The 16,127-nt window shown below is 60.6% G+C and carries 15 protein-coding genes and 1 pseudogene; 2 read left to right on the plus strand and 14 right to left on the minus strand.

Translation table 11 applies throughout. The annotated features are described in order from the left end of the window. Window positions 1–11: 11 nt before the first annotated feature. The 10 genes and pseudogenes from FJ930_RS27975 to FJ930_RS28020 all read right to left on the minus strand — a co-directional run bounded on the left by FJ930_RS27975 (window position 12) and on the right by FJ930_RS28020 (window position 10,288). Entirely contained in the window at window positions 12–287 is a 276-nt protein-coding gene (locus FJ930_RS27975) for a hypothetical protein (RefSeq protein WP_246677063.1), read from the minus strand. A 144-nt stretch (window positions 288–431) separates the two neighbouring features. Next, window positions 432–2,681 (minus strand): molybdopterin cofactor-binding domain-containing protein, encoded by a 2,250-nt coding sequence (locus tag FJ930_RS27980; RefSeq protein ID WP_141840920.1) that lies wholly within the window; start codon window positions 2,679–2,681, stop codon window positions 432–434. Beyond that, complete coding sequence (locus FJ930_RS27985) at window positions 2,681–3,187, minus strand: (2Fe-2S)-binding protein (protein WP_140749728.1); 507 nt, start codon at window positions 3,185–3,187, stop codon at window positions 2,681–2,683. The genes FJ930_RS27980 and FJ930_RS27985 overlap by 1 nt, the downstream gene beginning before the upstream one ends. Further along, window positions 3,187–4,560, minus strand: coding sequence for a cytochrome c (locus FJ930_RS27990; RefSeq protein ID WP_141840921.1), 1,374 nt, complete (start codon window positions 4,558–4,560; stop codon window positions 3,187–3,189). Before FJ930_RS27990 ends, FJ930_RS27985 begins: the two co-directional genes overlap by 1 nt. A gap of 350 nt (window positions 4,561–4,910) precedes the next feature. Beyond that, window positions 4,911–5,115 (minus strand): annotated as a pseudogene (locus FJ930_RS27995) (IS5/IS1182 family transposase); the annotation flags it as partial. 199 nt (window positions 5,116–5,314) lie between these two features. Continuing rightward, window positions 5,315–7,183: a nucleoside-diphosphate sugar epimerase/dehydratase gene (locus FJ930_RS28000; RefSeq protein WP_181763488.1), complete on the minus strand. Its 1,869-nt coding sequence runs from the start codon at window positions 7,181–7,183 to the stop codon at window positions 5,315–5,317. 65 nt (window positions 7,184–7,248) lie between these two features. Next, window positions 7,249–7,500 carry a hypothetical protein gene (locus FJ930_RS28005; protein ID WP_141840923.1) on the minus strand — a complete coding sequence of 84 codons (252 nt, stop codon included), beginning with the start codon at window positions 7,498–7,500 and terminating at the stop codon, window positions 7,249–7,251. A 169-nt stretch (window positions 7,501–7,669) separates the two neighbouring features. Next, window positions 7,670–8,785, minus strand: coding sequence for a glycosyltransferase family 9 protein (locus tag FJ930_RS28010; RefSeq protein WP_246677064.1), 1,116 nt, complete (start codon window positions 8,783–8,785; stop codon window positions 7,670–7,672). Window positions 8,786–8,936: 151 nt separating this feature from the next. Beyond that, entirely contained in the window at window positions 8,937–9,635 is a 699-nt protein-coding gene (locus FJ930_RS28015; RefSeq protein ID WP_141840924.1) for a hypothetical protein, read from the minus strand. Next, the gene (locus tag FJ930_RS28020) at window positions 9,632–10,288 is read right to left on the minus strand and encodes a hypothetical protein (protein WP_246677065.1); all 657 of its coding nucleotides are present in this window, start codon (window positions 10,286–10,288) and stop codon (window positions 9,632–9,634) included. The genes FJ930_RS28015 and FJ930_RS28020 overlap by 4 nt, the downstream gene beginning before the upstream one ends. A gap of 474 nt (window positions 10,289–10,762) precedes the next feature. Between FJ930_RS28020 and FJ930_RS30860 the strand changes: the two genes are divergently transcribed. Then, window positions 10,763–10,957: a Chromate resistance protein ChrB gene (locus FJ930_RS30860; protein ID WP_348642762.1), complete on the plus strand. Its 195-nt coding sequence runs from the start codon at window positions 10,763–10,765 to the stop codon at window positions 10,955–10,957. Window positions 10,958–11,116: 159 nt separating this feature from the next. On the opposite strand, the gene FJ930_RS28030 is transcribed toward FJ930_RS30860, so the two are convergent. The 4 genes from FJ930_RS28030 to FJ930_RS30195 form a co-directional block, all read right to left on the minus strand. Then, on the minus strand, window positions 11,117–13,198 hold the full coding sequence (locus FJ930_RS28030; RefSeq protein ID WP_348642761.1) for an acyltransferase family protein: 2,082 nt from the start codon (window positions 13,196–13,198) through the stop codon (window positions 11,117–11,119). Window positions 13,199–13,484: 286 nt separating this feature from the next. Continuing rightward, window positions 13,485–13,778: a hypothetical protein gene (locus FJ930_RS28035; protein ID WP_181763489.1), complete on the minus strand. Its 294-nt coding sequence runs from the start codon at window positions 13,776–13,778 to the stop codon at window positions 13,485–13,487. Between the two features lie 121 nt (window positions 13,779–13,899). Further along, entirely contained in the window at window positions 13,900–14,241 is a 342-nt protein-coding gene (locus FJ930_RS28040) for a hypothetical protein (protein WP_140749710.1), read from the minus strand. Between the two features lie 185 nt (window positions 14,242–14,426). Beyond that, complete coding sequence (locus FJ930_RS30195) at window positions 14,427–14,711, minus strand: hypothetical protein (RefSeq protein WP_150833768.1); 285 nt, start codon at window positions 14,709–14,711, stop codon at window positions 14,427–14,429. A 1,048-nt stretch (window positions 14,712–15,759) separates the two neighbouring features. Between FJ930_RS30195 and FJ930_RS28050 the strand changes: the two genes are divergently transcribed. After that, the gene (locus FJ930_RS28050; RefSeq protein WP_141840927.1) at window positions 15,760–15,978 is read left to right on the plus strand and encodes a hypothetical protein; all 219 of its coding nucleotides are present in this window, start codon (window positions 15,760–15,762) and stop codon (window positions 15,976–15,978) included. The last annotated feature ends 149 nt before the right edge of the window (window positions 15,979–16,127 follow it).

A 16,127-nucleotide genomic window follows, 5' to 3' on the forward strand; every position in this document is an offset into this window, starting at 1 on the left:
GTCAACCCCCGTCAACCCCTCGGCCTTGTAGCTGTCCTTGGCGGTGTAGGGATGCCGTCGAGCCGCCCGAGCGTCCTGCCCTCGCGGCGGCGCCGGTCCGAAGCTTCGGCCTCCTCGAACATCTTCGGGTTGAGGATGGGCACGGCGTTGAGTGCGATGCCGTGGCGGTCGTAATGGGCGATGCGCCTGAGAAAAGCGGCCACCACTTCGACGCTGGTGACGGTGCCGTCTTCCAGCGCGCGGCGCAGATCGGCGATCGAGGCTTCGACTAGGCGGCGGGTGGGCATGGTGGAGTGGGACGCTGATTGGTAGGTTTATCTGTCCGCCGAGGATGACGGGGGGCACGTAAGTTGTACAGTTGAGTTCGTCAGACTGGACGCGCCGGTGCGACAGCGCCCCTGTCACCTTCGAGGACAATGGGGACTAAGCGCCTAAACCCCCAGCGCGTCCTTCACCCTCTCTCGCGTGTAAGGCAGATCGTAGATACGCTTGCCTGTCGCACTCCGGAACGCATTGGCGATGGCGCCTGCAGTTGGCCCTTGGGCGGCTTCGGCGACACCGAGATAAGGCGTGCCTGGATTATCGACGACCTGCACCTCGATGCTGTCCGGAACAGTGCTGAAACGCAGGATCGGATAAGTCGACCAATCGGGACTCGAGATGCGCGTGCTGTCGAAATGCACCGCCTCGTAAAGCGTCCAGCTCATCGACTGCAATATGCCGCCTTCGGTCTGGTTGACGATCGAATCAGGGGCGACGGCTTCGCCGCAATCGACCGCCGCGACGACGCGCGACACCATGATCGTGCCGCTGTCGCTGTCGACATCGGCCTGCAGCGCGATGGCCAGATAAGCGGCGTGGTTCTTGTATTTGGCGAAGGCGAAGCCCCTGCCCCGGCCTTCCGGCAAAGCATCCTTGGACCAGCCAAATTTTTGCGCCGCCACCTCGATCACCTTCTTAGCGCGCGGGTCTTTCAGGTGGCGTAGGCGGTATTCCACCGGATCGGCGTTCGCCGCCAGCGCGAGTTCGTCCATGAAGCTCTCGATAGAGAAGACGTTGCTATAGGCGCCAAGGCCGCGCAGCGAGGAAACCCGCACCGGCATGTCGGCGATGAAATGCCAGTTCACACGCAGGTTGGGCACGTCATAGAGCGGGATGGCGTTGCGGTCGCCATTGCCGAGCGGCGATATCTGCAGCTTCGCCGGATCCGGCGGGAAGTGCCGGGCCATCAAGCGGCCGGCGATCAGCGATCCGGCCGAGCCCGGCCGCGTGCCATGGCTGTTGCTCCACAGGTCATAGTGCCAACTGACGATGTTGCCGTTCTGGTCGAGCGTGGCGCTCGCCCTGGTCAGCATCGCCGGCCCGTATGGTTCCCACAGATGCTCCTGGTCGCGCATCCATTGCACGCGCACCGGCTTGCCCGCCACCTTCTGCGCGATCAGAGCCGCGTCGGCCGCAGCATCGTCGGCGCCGTTGTGGCCGTAGCAGCCGGAGCCTTCAGTGTGGATGCAGCGCACCTTCTCCTCCGGCACGCCGAGCATCTGAGCAATCGCCTTGCGGTCGGGATAGACGCCCTGCGTGTGCGTCCACACCGTCGTCAGGCCATTGTCCAACATGGCCACCGCGCTCGACGGGCCGATCGAGGCGTGCATCTGGTAGGCGCGCGTGAACTGCGCCTTGAGCGTCCTTGCGCCAGGCACGCTATCGGCACCGACCGAGGTCACGGTACCGATCTCCGATACGGATTTTTCGAGGAAGGCCGGCAGGTCGTATTGGTCGGGAAGCCCCGGCTGCTCCTGCCACTTGGCGACGCCGGCCATGGCGCGCATGGCCCTCACCGCCTGGAACTCCTGCTCGGCGATCACGGCCAGGAAATCGCCGTCGCGCACCACCGCGATGACGCCAGGCATCGCCTTGACAGAGGCATCGGCGAAGTCGGTGAGCTTGGCGCCGTAGCTCGGCGGACGCACAACGCGGGCATGCACCATGCCCGGCGGCCGCATGTCCTGCACATAGGCTTCCCCGCCGGTGACCTTTGCCGGGATATCCACCCGCGCGAAGGGTTTGCCGATGGCGCGGTAGGCGGTGGGCGGCTTGAGCTTGGTGTCGGCCGCCGCGTCGACATGCAGCACGTCGGCCGAGACCAGTTCGCCATAGCTGGCCTTGGCCCCATTCGGGCCGAGGATCGCGCCCGCCTCGGCCTTGAGCGCCTCGACCGGCGCGCCGAGCTTTTCGCTGGCCTTGGCGACCAGGATCTGGCGCACCTGCGCCGAGGCATACCGGATGGCGGTGCCCGAGTTCTGGATCGTCTGGCTGCCGGCTGTGTAGCCTTCATTCGGCGTCAGCGCGGTATCGGCGGTGATCAGCCTGATCGATGCGGGCTCGACCTCCAGTTCCTCGGCCGCGATCTGGCGCAGCGACGTCTTGGTGCCCTGGCCAAGCTCGGCCTTGCCGGTGAAGACGGTGATCGAACCGTCGGCGTCGATGCGGATCCAGGCGTCGAGCGAAGGCGTATCGGCCAGGCTGCCAGGTAGTTTCGGCTTCGCCGTCTGGGCGCCGGGCGCGCTTGGTACCTCGCCCTCCTGCGCCTCGGCGGGGATGGCGAAGCACACGACCAGCGCGCCGGCTCCCGCCAGGAAGCCGCGGCGGGTGACATCGGGAAGCAGGTTCGATGCGTTCATCATCCCCTCCCCGTGGCGGCGGCCGGCGCCATGTTGTCGGCGGACTTGCCCTGCATCAGATCGCGGGCGCGGGCCACGGCCCGAAGGATGCGCATATGCGTGCCGCAGCGACAGAGGTTGGGCTCCAGCGCCTGCCTGATGTCGGCGTCGGCGGCATCGGGCTTTGCCTCGAGCAGCGCCTGCGCCCGCATCATCATGCCGGCGATGCAATAGCCGCATTGCGCCGCCTGTTGTTCGATGAAAGCTTTCTGCATCGGTCCGGGAGCGTCGATGGTGCCAAGGCCCTCGACCGTCTTGATCTCGCGCCCCTCAACCAGCATGGCCGGCGTCAGGCAGGAAAAGACCGCCTTGCCGTCTACCATCACCGTGCAGGCGCCGCACTGGCCGAGGCCGCAGCCGAACTTGGCGCCGTTGAGCTTCAGATCGTTGCGCAGCACATAAAGCAGCGGCGTCGCCGGATCGACGTCGACGTCATGTGACGTGCCGTTGACGTTGAGCTTAAGCATCAGTCCTTGGCTCCTACATTGTCCGGGCTGCGCTCGATGCCGTCCGAAGGCCCGACGCTGACCCGATATTTTCCGCTCCTGGTATCGGCGATCTTCGTCTTCGCGTCCGCCCATGCCGGCTTCTGGGCATAGGTCTCGCGCAGATAGCCGAGCAGGTCCGCCACCTGATCGTCGGTCAACGTCGCGGCAAAGCCCGGCATGATCGGGCTCTCCCGGCCGCTCGTCGCCGGCAGGCCAAAAAGCACGACGTTGATCGCATTTTGCGGCTCGCGCGCGGCGATTGTGCTGGAGAGATGGAAATCGATGCCGCCGAAAGGCTGCGGGCGGCTGCCGTCATGGCAGGTGGCGCAGGCCGCCTGGTAGATCGCGCCGCCGCGGCTTGTCGGACTGCCGGTGGTGGCGCTGGCCGGTATCGGCGTGCCGCCCTGGTCGATCGAAAGCTTCTTGCGGATGTCCTCGGCTGCCGCCGCACGCTCCGGCGTCGGCTCGCTCATCCGCGAGATCAGGTAAGTGGCGATGGCGCTCATATCGGAATCGGGAAGCCGGCCGAGATTGCCCGTGACCTCGGCCATTGGCCCGTTGGCCACGCCGTGATCGGCATGCCAGCCTTGGCGCAGATAGGCATCGAGGCTGTCATGCGTCCACGGGACCGGCGCGGACGATGATCTGTCGAGCGCGAAGGCATCCCAGCCCTCCGCTTCGCCGCCTGCAAGGTGCGCGCCTTTCCGCTCGGCGCCCAGGGCATTGCGCGGCGTATGGCAGGCGCCGCAATGGCCAAGCCCTTCGACGAGATAGGCGCCGCGGTTCCATTCGGCACTCTGCGCGGTATCCTCGCGATAGGCGCCTTTGTGGAAGAAGAGCAGCTTCCAGCCCGCCAGCACGAAACGCAGGTTGAGTGGGAACGTCAGCTCATTGGCGGGAGGCCGGCTCTCCACGGCATGCCGCGTCATCAGATAGGCATAGAGCGCCTTGTTGTCCTCGTCGGAGACCAGCGTGAAATGGTCGAACGGGAAGGCCGGATAAAGGTGATCGCCGTCGCGCTCCACGCCTTCCCGCATCGCCCGGCTGAAGGCAGCTTCCGACCAGCGGCCGATACCGGTCTTGGGGTCCGGCGTGATGTTGGTGGAATAGATGGTGCCGAATGGCGTCGGCACCGCTAGTCCGCCGGCAAAGGACTTTCCGCCGGGCTTGGTATGGCAAGCCGTGCAGTTGCCTACAGAAGCGAGCACCGCGCCCTTCTCAATCAGCGCCTGGTCGAAGGAGGTGCGCTGCGGCGGTTCGATCGGGTCGATCGCCGGCTTCCAGGCGTAGACGGCAAAGCCCGCCAGGCAGACGACAATGAGGATGAGAACGCCGATCCAGAAGCGTTTCAAGGAGGTACTCCTTACTCAAGGTGCGGCGGGCGCGTTGTCGAACCGGCCGTTCAGCGTCGCAGGCTTGACGCCACGCGGAGAGAACTAGGTTCGAGGTGCGAGGCGTCAATGACAGCCAATCTCCCCCCTTGTGGGTCCCAAGTGGGAGAGATCGGCCAATCGCCGGCGCCGAGCTACTCCGGCGCCCCGGCAAACAGCGCCGTGCCATCGCCTGCCGCCGCCGGCCAGCCGCGGATGGCGCGGTCGATGCCGTGTGATAGTGACCGACGGACTCTACTCAATTCTGAAGTTCAGGGTCCCAGGTCACCACGTCCCTGTCCGCCTGCTCGGTGTCCGGGGAACGTCCAGATCCGCAGGCGCGGCCCGAACAACGGGCCTGGCGTCAAGCCGGTCTCGATCACCAGATCGGGACAGATAGCGAGGCTGGCCGCTGCGTGTTGTTCGACGCGGAGCAATCCACATGGCAAGCGCCTCCGGAGTCAGCCACAGGGTCGGGCTGCCACGCCGGCGTAGCCCCGCCTCACAGTCCGGCCCGTTCGTCACCCCGAATTTCATCTTGCCGATGCGATGGCGGCGGGCGGTATGATGCTTTGAGAGGCATCGCTGCGACAAACCGCTTATTGAGATTGCCCCTCGCCTACATAACAACCGCTGAATGATCCGTGCACCAAAGCTTCGTCAGGCCGCCGTTACTGGATCGCTACCTGTGGTCGCCGCATTGAGGCTCATGGCTTGATCGACCTCTTCCCGCTCATTAGCGGTGAACGTGCGCTCCAGGAGTAAACTCAGCGACAGTGGATTTCAGAAGCCGGAGGGCGCCGGGCAAATCTTGGGCGTCAATCATGCGCTGCATTTCGTCGAAGATGCGCTCAATCAGTGCGAGTTCGATCGACCGTGCAGATGCCATCAGGATGCCCGACGCACCGGTCTGGCTCAAGGTTTCCTTGCTATCGAACAATTCCTCGTAGAGTTTTTCGCCAGGCCGAAGTCCGGTGTAGACTATCCGGATGTCGGTGTCTGGGCGCCGCCCCGAAAGGCGGATGAGATTTCGAGCCAGATCCACGATCTTTACAGGCGAGCCCATGTCGAGAACGTAAATTCGGCCGCGTTCTTCTTGTTGCGCAGAGTTGTGCGCTGCCGCCTGCATGACGAGGAGGCAGGCTTCCGGAATAGTCATGAAAAAGCGCTCAATCTCTGGATCGGTAACTGTTACCGGCCCTCCGGCCTTGATCTGCTTTTCGAAAAGCGGGACCACAGATCCGGCTGACCCCAGGACGTTGCCGAATCGCACTGTGACAAAACGTGTGCTGTTGGTCTTCGAGTCGAGATCCATTGCCTGGCAGAACATCTCCGCCATCCGCTTGGTCGCGCCCATTACGCTGGTAGGATTTACGGCCTTGTCAGTCGAAACCATAATCATCTTGGGGACACCCGCACGGAGCGCCGCCTCGGCGACATTACGAGTCCCGATCGCATTGGTGAGAATACCTTCAAGCGGTTGAGCTTCAATGATCGGCACATGCTTTAGTGCTGCAGCGTGGAAGATCACGTGGGGTCTGTGGCTCTGGACAACAGTGTTGACAGCCCCCTTTTCACGCACGTTGCAGAGGGAAGCATGGAGTTCGAAGTTGCGGCGTGCGCCAGAGAGCTCAGACTCAATGGAGTAAAGTGCATACTCGCTGGCGTCCACAAGAACGAGGCTCCGGGGGCTCAAGGCCGCAACCTGCCGCGCCAACTCGGATCCAATCGAACCGCCTGCGCCGGTGATCAGGACAGTCTTGCCTTCGATCATCGAGGCTATCTTAGGGGAGTCAAGCATAACGGGTTGCCGTTGTAAGAGGTCTTCCAACTTGATCGGACGCAGTTCGATTTCTGCATCGATCCTTTGCATGTCAAAGAGGTTCGGAAGCCTCAGGATTTCTACTTTCTGCCGGGCAGCGATTTCAACCAACGCTTCGATGCTGGCGTGCCGCTGATAATCATCGCGCGATCGTGTCAGGATTATCGCCTCGGGCCGGCGTCCCCTAGCCTCGAATTGATTGAGGATCTGCGGTAGTCTTTCCAATGGCCCTAATACAGGGACCCCGCGAATAGAACGCCCGGTCCTACGGCCACGTTCGTCGATAATCGCCAGGACCTCGAAAGAGGCGCTGTTTCTCTCCTTGATGGTTCTCAGGAAGGCCTCAGCGTTATCTGTCGCTCCAATCAAGAGCACATGCTTGCCGGTGCCGCGATCGGCCAACCTCCCTCGAATGACATCGTGGCGATTCCGATAAAGCCGATACGCAGCACGCGGTCCGGCTAGGAGCACGATCAGGAAGGCCCAAGCGATAAGAATGGAAGAACGGGGGATCGAATTCAGTCGATCCAGCAGGAATTCGATCACAGTGAAACTGGCCACGGACAGGCTAGCCGCATAGGCTATTGCCAAGAAATCCGACAGCGACGCGTAGCGCCAAATACCTCGATTCAGCCCCAGCAAAAAACCGACGCCACTAACCACAATTCCGAAAAGAACAGCCGCATTCAAGAATACCGCTAGATTTTGAGCGACACCATCGAAATCCAACCTCAGCACGAAGGACAGCAGCATCGCGACAGCGCCCATTACGCCATCGTGCATTAGCGCTAATCCTCGCAACAGCATCGGTCGAGAAATTGGTCGAGAGCGTTTCAGGTTGTCTTCGTTCACCAGATAGGCCCGAACCGCTTCAGCGAAATATTTGGATAAGCGACGAGGATCCGGGCAAAAGGGTTCGGCACCGAAAACGGACTGAAGGTCGGCGATGTCGCGGCGGAATATTCATCGCAGGAGTGCCCATCTCGCAGAATACTGCCTGCGGTCCAACCGGTGCCGAAACGCGGAACGAGGTGAACGCCTGCTGGGTTTTCTGGGCTGTTGGTGGGCAAGCCACAAACGTCCGTCGCCAACAATTTCAAGCCATTTTCCCCCGAAATCGGTACATCTTTATTATATTTGATGCACCAGCTCGGCAAGCCGGCGATCAACGGACCGATAAGCGCACGATTTTATCGAAATGCGGTCTGCAGTGCTCTTCACTGTTTTACGCGGGCCGGTGATGGCTGTCTCCCACCGGAGCGAGTACGTTCAATTGGCCGTCTCATTCGCCTGTCGCCTCACTGCATCTATCAGGTCTCGTGTCGCTTGAGCGACCTTGGCAACCGGTAGTCGATGAACGCAGTAGACGCCACCCGGGTTGCCGGGCTTGCACAAATCGGGCGCAACACACTGGCAAGGCAGCGGCGGCTCAACCGTCCGGTGAAGCACGCCCAAGGGCCCCCAGACGTCGGGTGGCGTGAGGCCATACAGGCCCACAACTGGGGTTCCGACCGACGCAGCCATGTGCATTGGGCCGCTCTCGTTTCCCAGAAAGATAAACGCATCTGCAAGCAAAGCAGTTAGGGTCTCAAGCGAGACCTTACCAACAACGCTCACCAAAGGTGACATTGCCACGTTTAAGATTGCTTGCTCGGTTGCCCTTTCATCAGGTCCACCAACCAGCAGTGACCGCAGGCCCGTCGTTATATAAACCTCGTCGATTACCGCAGCGAACCGTTCAGGTTGCCAACGCCGCCCTTCGAAGCTTGCTCCAGCGTGTACTGCGACGAAAGCTTTTATAGCCAGATTGCTTCGAGTCAGAACCCGGGCAGACGCGCTTCGCCCGACTGGTGTAGGTTCAAGCCTCGGTGTCACTTCGCGTGGTTCGATCCCAAGCGCTTTAAGCGGGGACAGATATCGGTACAAATAGTGCGCGCCTCCATGGCCGAAGGCTTCAGCAAATATGTTAGCAGGCTGAACTTCCCAAAATTTCAGGGGCCTCTCCGGGGGATTGTATCCGACGCGCAGCGGGGCCCCGATTGACCTGTGTACTATCCTTGATGTCTTCGAGTCAGCCACATCAATGGTGAGATCGAATTTTCGGCGGCGGAGGTCAGCGACCAAGCATGAATATTCCTTCACTCGCTGAAGCAGGCTTCTACCAGCACTTCGACGCTCGAATCCGATGGCCACGTCTGCGATATTTTGGCTGACTACGAAGTCCCGCAGGCCAGGAGCGCAAAGCATGGCTATCGCAGCGTTTGGGTAAGCGAGGCGCAGATTTCGCACGAGCACCGACGTCAGAATGACGTCTCCGATGTACTTCGTCTGAATAACGAGAATGGACTTGATAGTCTGCCGATCAACCATCGAGATATTCAGCACGCCGACCTCCCGAAGGGCGGGTGATATTCATCATTGCTCGGCTCGTGGCTCGAAGTAATGGATGTTGTTCTGTTCAACAGCGACGCGATGTCGTCTTTGCTATAAAGTTCTGGAACAGTCGCCATATTGCGAGATTCCTAAGAAACACTCGTCATGGCATCTGTCCCTGCCACAAGGGCAATCCAGTTTCTGCAGCGAAGTCTCTATCCTCTGCGTAGATCGGCTCGCCTCTTCTCACTACCAGTCGAAGCAAATCCGCATCTTCGTCGGCATGATATCGAAAGGCATTTCGGGTGTCGTACCCATGCCCGGCCTGGGACAGCGAAAACCCGCTGACTACAACAGGAGCGAAACCGGCGAAGCGCGCCAGCATAATAGCGAAGGCTCCGGTGGAGATTTTCCGGTGCCAGCGGTGGGACACATGATATTTGCCGCTAAGCCGCCAGACGATGTTGGCAAGTTGCCATTTGGTGAGCGCTTGCAAGGTGTCATAACGATAGTTGAAGGTGCTACAACCGGTTTTCAGCTTGTCCTCAACGTTCGGCCAAACCGGTATGATCAGATGTTTTGCCTGCCGTCCTTTTAACAAATCGCGCTTGTAAAGGTCCTGTTCGCCCTCGCCGACTACAATGCCGCGGCGGATGACGGCGATATCAGGAACGGGGAGGCCGAAGGTTTCCGCCAAAAGCTGGGAAGCATTGACGGTCACAAGTGTCCAATCGGCATCATGTCCCTCCGGGAGGCGAAAGTTCGGCGCCGACCCCATCACCAAGGCGGGACCCGTGACCCTGGGCAAGCGAAGAATTGGCTTTGAGAAGGTTGGCAAGAGTTTCAAAAGCGGAGTTTTCATGCGGGAATCTGAACCGCCTGTTCCTCAAACGCACGCAGAATGCTCTCTTCTCGGCTCCACAATTCGTCCCATTGCGTGGCGCCAGACCAGCCCGCAAACCAAGGACCGCCGAGCGTGTAGTGCGCCAGCGAGACATCGGCGGGGTCGAGTTCCGAAGCCGAAGCCCCTACGAGGTAGTTCCATGCCAAAGGTAATTCCCCGATCTCATGGTCCTCAAGCCATTTGAAGGCGTGGAGGTCACGTCCAGGCCAGGTATTGAGCATCTCGTTGGTCAGCCGTTTGTTGGAGGGATGATCTAGATTCCACAAAACGACCGACGACCAGTTTTTGCGGCGATAGAACGTCTGCGTTTGTCCGTCCATTTTGACCGCTTCGGATTCGCGTTGCTGGTGCTTAACCGCCATAATCGCGTAGGAAGGATCGACTAGGTCGAGCAGCTTGGCTGGATCCTTCAGAAACAGGACGTCACAATCGCAGAACATGGCCCAGCCGCCTTGCCTCACAAACGGAATGGCAAAGCGCGATATGGCAAACTCGGTCGCCATCGGTGCCTCGGAAATCGGGCACCAGAGCTTACCATCACGAACCACCATCGGTCGCTTCATGATTCCTTGGGCTTCAAGCTCTTTGAGCACGAGGGGCTGTATCTGCAACGGCGTGCTTGTCCGCCGATAGGCGCTCCATCGCGCTACGTCTAGAACTCGGGATTCGCGCGGGTCATACCCAATGTAGATTGGTATCATGTGGCAACTCTATATTGGTGCGGATTTACTCGAATTAAGCAGGGAATCACTGCAAGCGGAAGACCCGAAGTACAGCGGAGCACTTCTTCGCGGTGGCGACCGGTGCACGGTGATCGGCACCAAATGCGCTATCGGGAAAGATCTCGGGAGAAGCGGGCCACGGCCTCCCCGTCCTTGTCGTACCAGGGGAAAATCGTAGTCTTCCTTTCGATCTGAAGTCATGGTTCCGTCCTCGTTTCCCACCACCCTCTGAAATAGGTCGCCAACTGGTTTTCTCCACCTTGTGGAAGAAAGACGGCAGACGCAGCTAACCGCTCCGCGTCAGAACCCGAGAGCGCGGCGGGCAAGTTCACCTATGCCGAACTCGAAGAGAACGACGAGGACCTGAAGAAGCTCCGGACCTGGTTCGAGAAGATCCGCAAGCTCGATTTCTATGCTGCATCTTTGGGTGCACAGGCCGACGAACGGCTCGCGCGCTGCGAGATGCTTCGCGACGAGTTTGCGCGGCAGGCCTTCGATGTTCAGGACGAGAAGCGGGCGGCAAACGGAGGGCGCGGCGGGGCTAACCACAGGACGTGAGGCCAAATGACCGCGTTTCTTCGCCTGAAGACGGCACTCGATCGGCTGGAGCACCGCGAGCGCACACCCAGCGGAGCCGGATGCGCAGCGTGTCCCGAGGTCCTGGTTCGCGAATTATGGCCTCTTTTTTGGTGCGCATCCGGGCGGGCGCTCGGCAGTCTACCGTTGACCCGGATTTCCTTCGCTCGCGCCTCGGGCGACGAGTGACGCGAATACGGGCTCATACAGATAGGCGAGGCTTCGTGCCGCACTGCCCGTAAGATGGTCGGCATCCTTGTAGAGCGGCATGCCGTCGCGGACAGCCTCGCAGTGCCCTTTGCTGCAGAATGCGGGAAGCGGATCGACAATCCGAGCGCCGTACTTTGCCGCCAGGTCTGCCAGAATCGCGCGCGAGAGAGCCTGCCGTTTCGCGATATAGTCCCAGGGCGGAGCGATATCGGTCGAGCCGCCCGTGAGCATTGCCCGCGCGGCAGCCTCGGGAACGTAGCGGCCCATCTCAGGCACATCCATGACCAGCACGACCTTTGTGCCTTGCCGCGTGAGGTCGGCCATCAGCCGGTCGAGGGCTTCGCCGATCTGCGCGGATTTGTCCTCGAGTGGCGGGGGCATCGAGGCGTCGAAGAAGACCCCCTCATGGGGAAGTTCGCTGTCGTGCACGTATTTGGGCCAGTAGGCCACGAGGAATACAAGCGGGATCTGGCGGGCAGCGATCAGCCCGCGGACCGCCGCGTTGAATTCCAGGCAGCCCTGCTCGTCGCTTGGGTTGGAAGGCTGCAGGTCGGGAAGCGGCGGACAGCCGTCACGGCCCGCGAAAAGGCCGGATATTCCTGTCTTGGCCGCGGCAACATCGACCGCGGGGGCCATTGCGGCGGAATGAGAGTCGCCCCAGACCAGAAAAGCCGGATCTGCCTGTCTTTTCGCTCCAACTGTGCAGAGCTTTCCGGAACCGATGTCCTCCAGCGTCGGGCGGATGTTGCCGCGGGAGTGCTCGAGGCAACCGGATTGACCGAAGCGGCTGACGTCGTAGGTCGCAGCGTAGACCATGCGCACAACCGCCGGCAGCCTCGACGGCAGACCGCCTTCCCTGGCGACGTAAGATCCGAATCCGATCGCTGCGGCCATCGCAGTGGCCGCGGCTGCGAACAAGGCCCTGCGGCCGACACGGCTGGCGCCGCCGCGGAAGGGCTTTTCGATAAAGCGCCATGAGAGAGCGCCAAGAATGATGGAGCAGCCAACGATTACGCCGCCTTGGGCCACCGACGGCTTGTGGCCGAGGATGTAAGGCGTGAAGACGATGAGGGGCCAGTGCCAGAGATACAGGGAATAGGAAATCAGGCCGACAGAAACCACGACCGGCATCTGCAGCGCTCGACCGATCGCGCCGTCTGCGGCACGAGCGTGGATAACCAGCCCAGCCCCGAGGCACGGGAGCAACGCAGCAAGGCCGGGGAACGGCATTCCTTCGCCGAAAGTAAAAACTGCAACGGCAATCATGCCTATACCCAGCGCAGCCAGCGCTTGCCGTGTGAGCGGCCGCGACAGCGGCGGCGCGATCTTGAAGGCCAGCAGAACGCCAAGCAGCAACTCCCAGGCGCGAAACTGCGACAGGAAGAAAGCGCCCGTCGGCCATTGAAACACGCTCCAGGCGCTCGCTGCGAGCGATGCGACAAACAGTGCTGAAAGCACCGCGACGGTCCGGCTGCGGCCAAATCTGCCGAGTGTCATCAGCAGTATGGGAAAGACAATGTAGAACTGTTCCTCGACAGCAAGCGACCACGTATGAAGCAGCGGCTTCATCTGGGCGCCTATGTCGAAATATCCGCTTTCCTTCACGAACTGGATGTTCGAAGTGAAAAGGGCGGTCGTCCACATGCTGCGCCCGAGATATTTGAACTCCTCCGGCATGAAGAACATCCAGGCGCCAACGGCACAGGCCGCAATCATGGCGAACAGTGCCGGGAAGATTCGCCGGATGCGCCGTTCGTAAAAACGCAGCAGGCTGAAGTCGCCTTCGGCGATCTCGCCTGCAATCAGCGATGCGATCAAATATCCGGAAATGACGAAGAACACGTCGACGCCGACGAAGCCGCCTTGGAAGCCGGGAATGCCTGCGTGGTACAGAATCACCGGGAGCACGGCGATCGCTCGAAGCCCGTCGATGTCGGCACGATAGGGCACCCGGCCCGGCGAAGGTTGCAGCGTTGGTGTTTGCGCGATCTGACTCGGCAATACAACGTTCAACGCGATTCTCCTGGGGGTTGCCGGCGGAGTGCTTCTGTCGTGCGAATGTGACCGTTGTGGAGCGGAAGCGTGACTCAATCGCAGCACTCCATGTTGAAGTCAACTATGCCGGATGCGGTGGGACACCAGGCGGGTGACCCCATGGAGCACGCCAATGACATCTGCCGCGACCCGACCCAACGAGTACCGCACGCTTTGGAAACGATCGGCGGCTTCCGGGATAATGGTTCGGCAGGCCGATCGGCAACAGGTGGGCGCAATGCAGACTTTGCTGGTCTGACGCCTGTCATTCCCCGCTATCTTCGTCGTCGTTTCCATCGTTGGGTTGATAGCGCTGAACTGGTTCGGTCGATTGCTCATCAATGTACGCCTGGCAGCCCTCGTTGAAAGACCGGCTATTCCCGTCGCAATCGCTTTCGTCGGTGATGTCGTTCCTTTGCGCCCAATTGTACCCTGCCTGATGCCCCGAGCAGCCGTCACTGCAATTGTAGCCATAAAACATCTCTTGCGCGTTTGCCGGAGCCACGAGTGGGCTGGCCAATGCTACGGAACCTGCGGCGATAAGGATTCGAATGTTCATGAAATGCTCCAAACAGCGTTCGACGCTGGGTTTGTTTTGGCGACCCAGGCGAAGGTGAGGCTGGCTACGGGGAGGCGACCTCCCCGAGCGTGGCGACGTTTGCGCCGCCCTTCTCAACTTCTCAATAGTCCCAGCCATCATCATAAAACGGCGGATAATTGGGAATGACCCGGATGATCGGCCGCGGGCGATAATAGCGCCCGTAGTATGGCGGCTCGTAAGTCCGGAAGATCCGCCGATAGTGGTCGTAGCGGTGGTGCCGGTCATAATGCCGATATTCTCTATGTTTGTGCCCCCTTTGCGGTCGGACGCAGTAGCCGTCCCGGGTCAGGTATGCACACGTCACACGCGCCTGCTGGATCAAGCGATCGTGGGCCGGCGCGTCGATCGAGAGCGGCGCTGCGTGAGCGCTAAATGTCAACGACAAAATCGCGCTGGCCAAGGCAAGAACCGACAATTTCATCGACCTCTCCGTCGTCTCCGATCTAGCTGACCAACGCCTCGATTCTGGACGATTTAGGGCGACAAGAAATCACTTTGTTTTTCGGCTGCACATATGAGCTGAACCATATGCTTCCCTTTGCTCATGGGCGGCGCCAGGGAGCGCGCGACAGTTCGGCGGCGTAGGAGAGCGGCCGGCGGCCTGACCTAATTTACTTCGCAGGGATGCTGAACCCGAAATTTCAACAGATCTGCCACGACCTTTTGGTTTTCATCGTCGGCAAGCGGCATCGAACGCAAAATTGCCAGAAGCTGCGGACTGCACTCGAAAATTATGTCCCTCGCTATCAAGTCTGCACGGCCACAAACATGCTCGAATTTAGGGATGCTGGCTGCAAGACAAGCGTCATAGGCTTCTCTCAGCGTTTCGGCTTCAGCGGTCCCGGAAGATACCGCCGCGACAACCAACAGACAGGTGGTGGCCGCCCTCATCACCGTAGATCACTCTGAAATGCTCATGACTTCCTCAGCCTCACGCCGGCGCAAAAACCGCTGCAACAGCCACGAAAGCTCGGCTGCGCATGTTCCCCTCCCTTTTCCCCAAAGGCACCATCGCGCCGGCCATGGTCAAACGCAAGCTTGGCGCTCGGGGCCCACTGTCATAACGAAATTATATCCGGGCTTATGGCCCCATAAGCCCACCCGGTACCAACTTCTTGCATCGGTGGACCGACAGGCTCGGGCCCGGCCATGGCTCAATGCATCAGGATCTTGTCGGACTGTTCGCCTGCTCGGATTGCAAGGCTGCCTGCCGCGATCGGCGCCCGGTGTTCTTCACATGCATTCCAGATTACGAAGGCCTGCAGCGGGAGCGCTATCGCGATTGGAAGCCGACTTCGAAAGCGCCAAGCGAGAGACGTAGGACTTTACGCAGCGGCGCAGCAGCATTGTTGCGTGGGGGACTGGCAGCGGAAGGCCGCTAGAGGCCTGACCGGCAGGGCATTGGTCGAAATTCGATGGCCGGCTAAGCCGTACCTGTGTCAGTCGGCACCACCACCATCGCCGCTGCCACCGCTGCCGCCGCTCTCACCACCAGCATGCTCGCCGCTTTGGTGGTCGCCGCTTCGACGGAGCATGCTGGAGACAGCGCCAGGTCATCCAGAAGCGCCTGTTCCGATCGCTGTATTAGTTCGTCTGTTCTCGGATACCCGATCTCGGCATCAGCAGCGTCCCAACGCGCCTGATGTGCGGCAATCGAACGGGCGCCGAGATTAGCTTCGATCGCAGGGCTCCGCCTGTGGCGTTCAACAGTTTTGCGGCAGCTTGTGAATCTCCAGCCGCATCGACCCTCCCCTATCGCAACTCGTGCAAACGAGAGCGCGTTCGACTGTGCTGAAAAGTGCGTCTTTGCCGTATCGCCGGATCAAGGCTGCCGGTTTGACTTCGGTGTGATGGGCGCAGTTCCGGCACCAGGTTGCCAGGGCCGCTTGCATGCCCGCAAAAGTTGCGCCAGAATGCAACTGGGGATGGGGCTTGGGCGATGGCGATCTATCTCGTCGAAGAAATGGACATGAACAAAGTCCTTTCCGTGCATCAGGCGCATGCCACCAGTCCATTGGAGGCCGCGTCGAAGACTATCGGAAGAAACGTGATCTTGCGCACCTGGAAGAGAAGATGGGTTCGTGTCACAGACGAAACTCGCGGAAGTGTTTTCGCATTCAGCTTCGCTGATAAAGCGAGAGATGGGCGCAGAGGCTGATCCCCCAGAACAGCCGCGTCCCTAGACTAGTCGTCACAAATATCCTTCAGGATCACCGTGCGCGTTCGCGTACCTTTCCGCGCCGCGGAATACATGGCAGTATGGATGCGGCGGACTTGTTCGCCCGGCCGGCGCCTGAAGCCCCACCC

The sequence above is a fragment of the Mesorhizobium sp. B2-4-15 genome (genome assembly GCF_006658505.1).
In the GTDB taxonomy this organism is placed as follows: Bacteria; Pseudomonadota; Alphaproteobacteria; order Rhizobiales; family Rhizobiaceae; genus Mesorhizobium.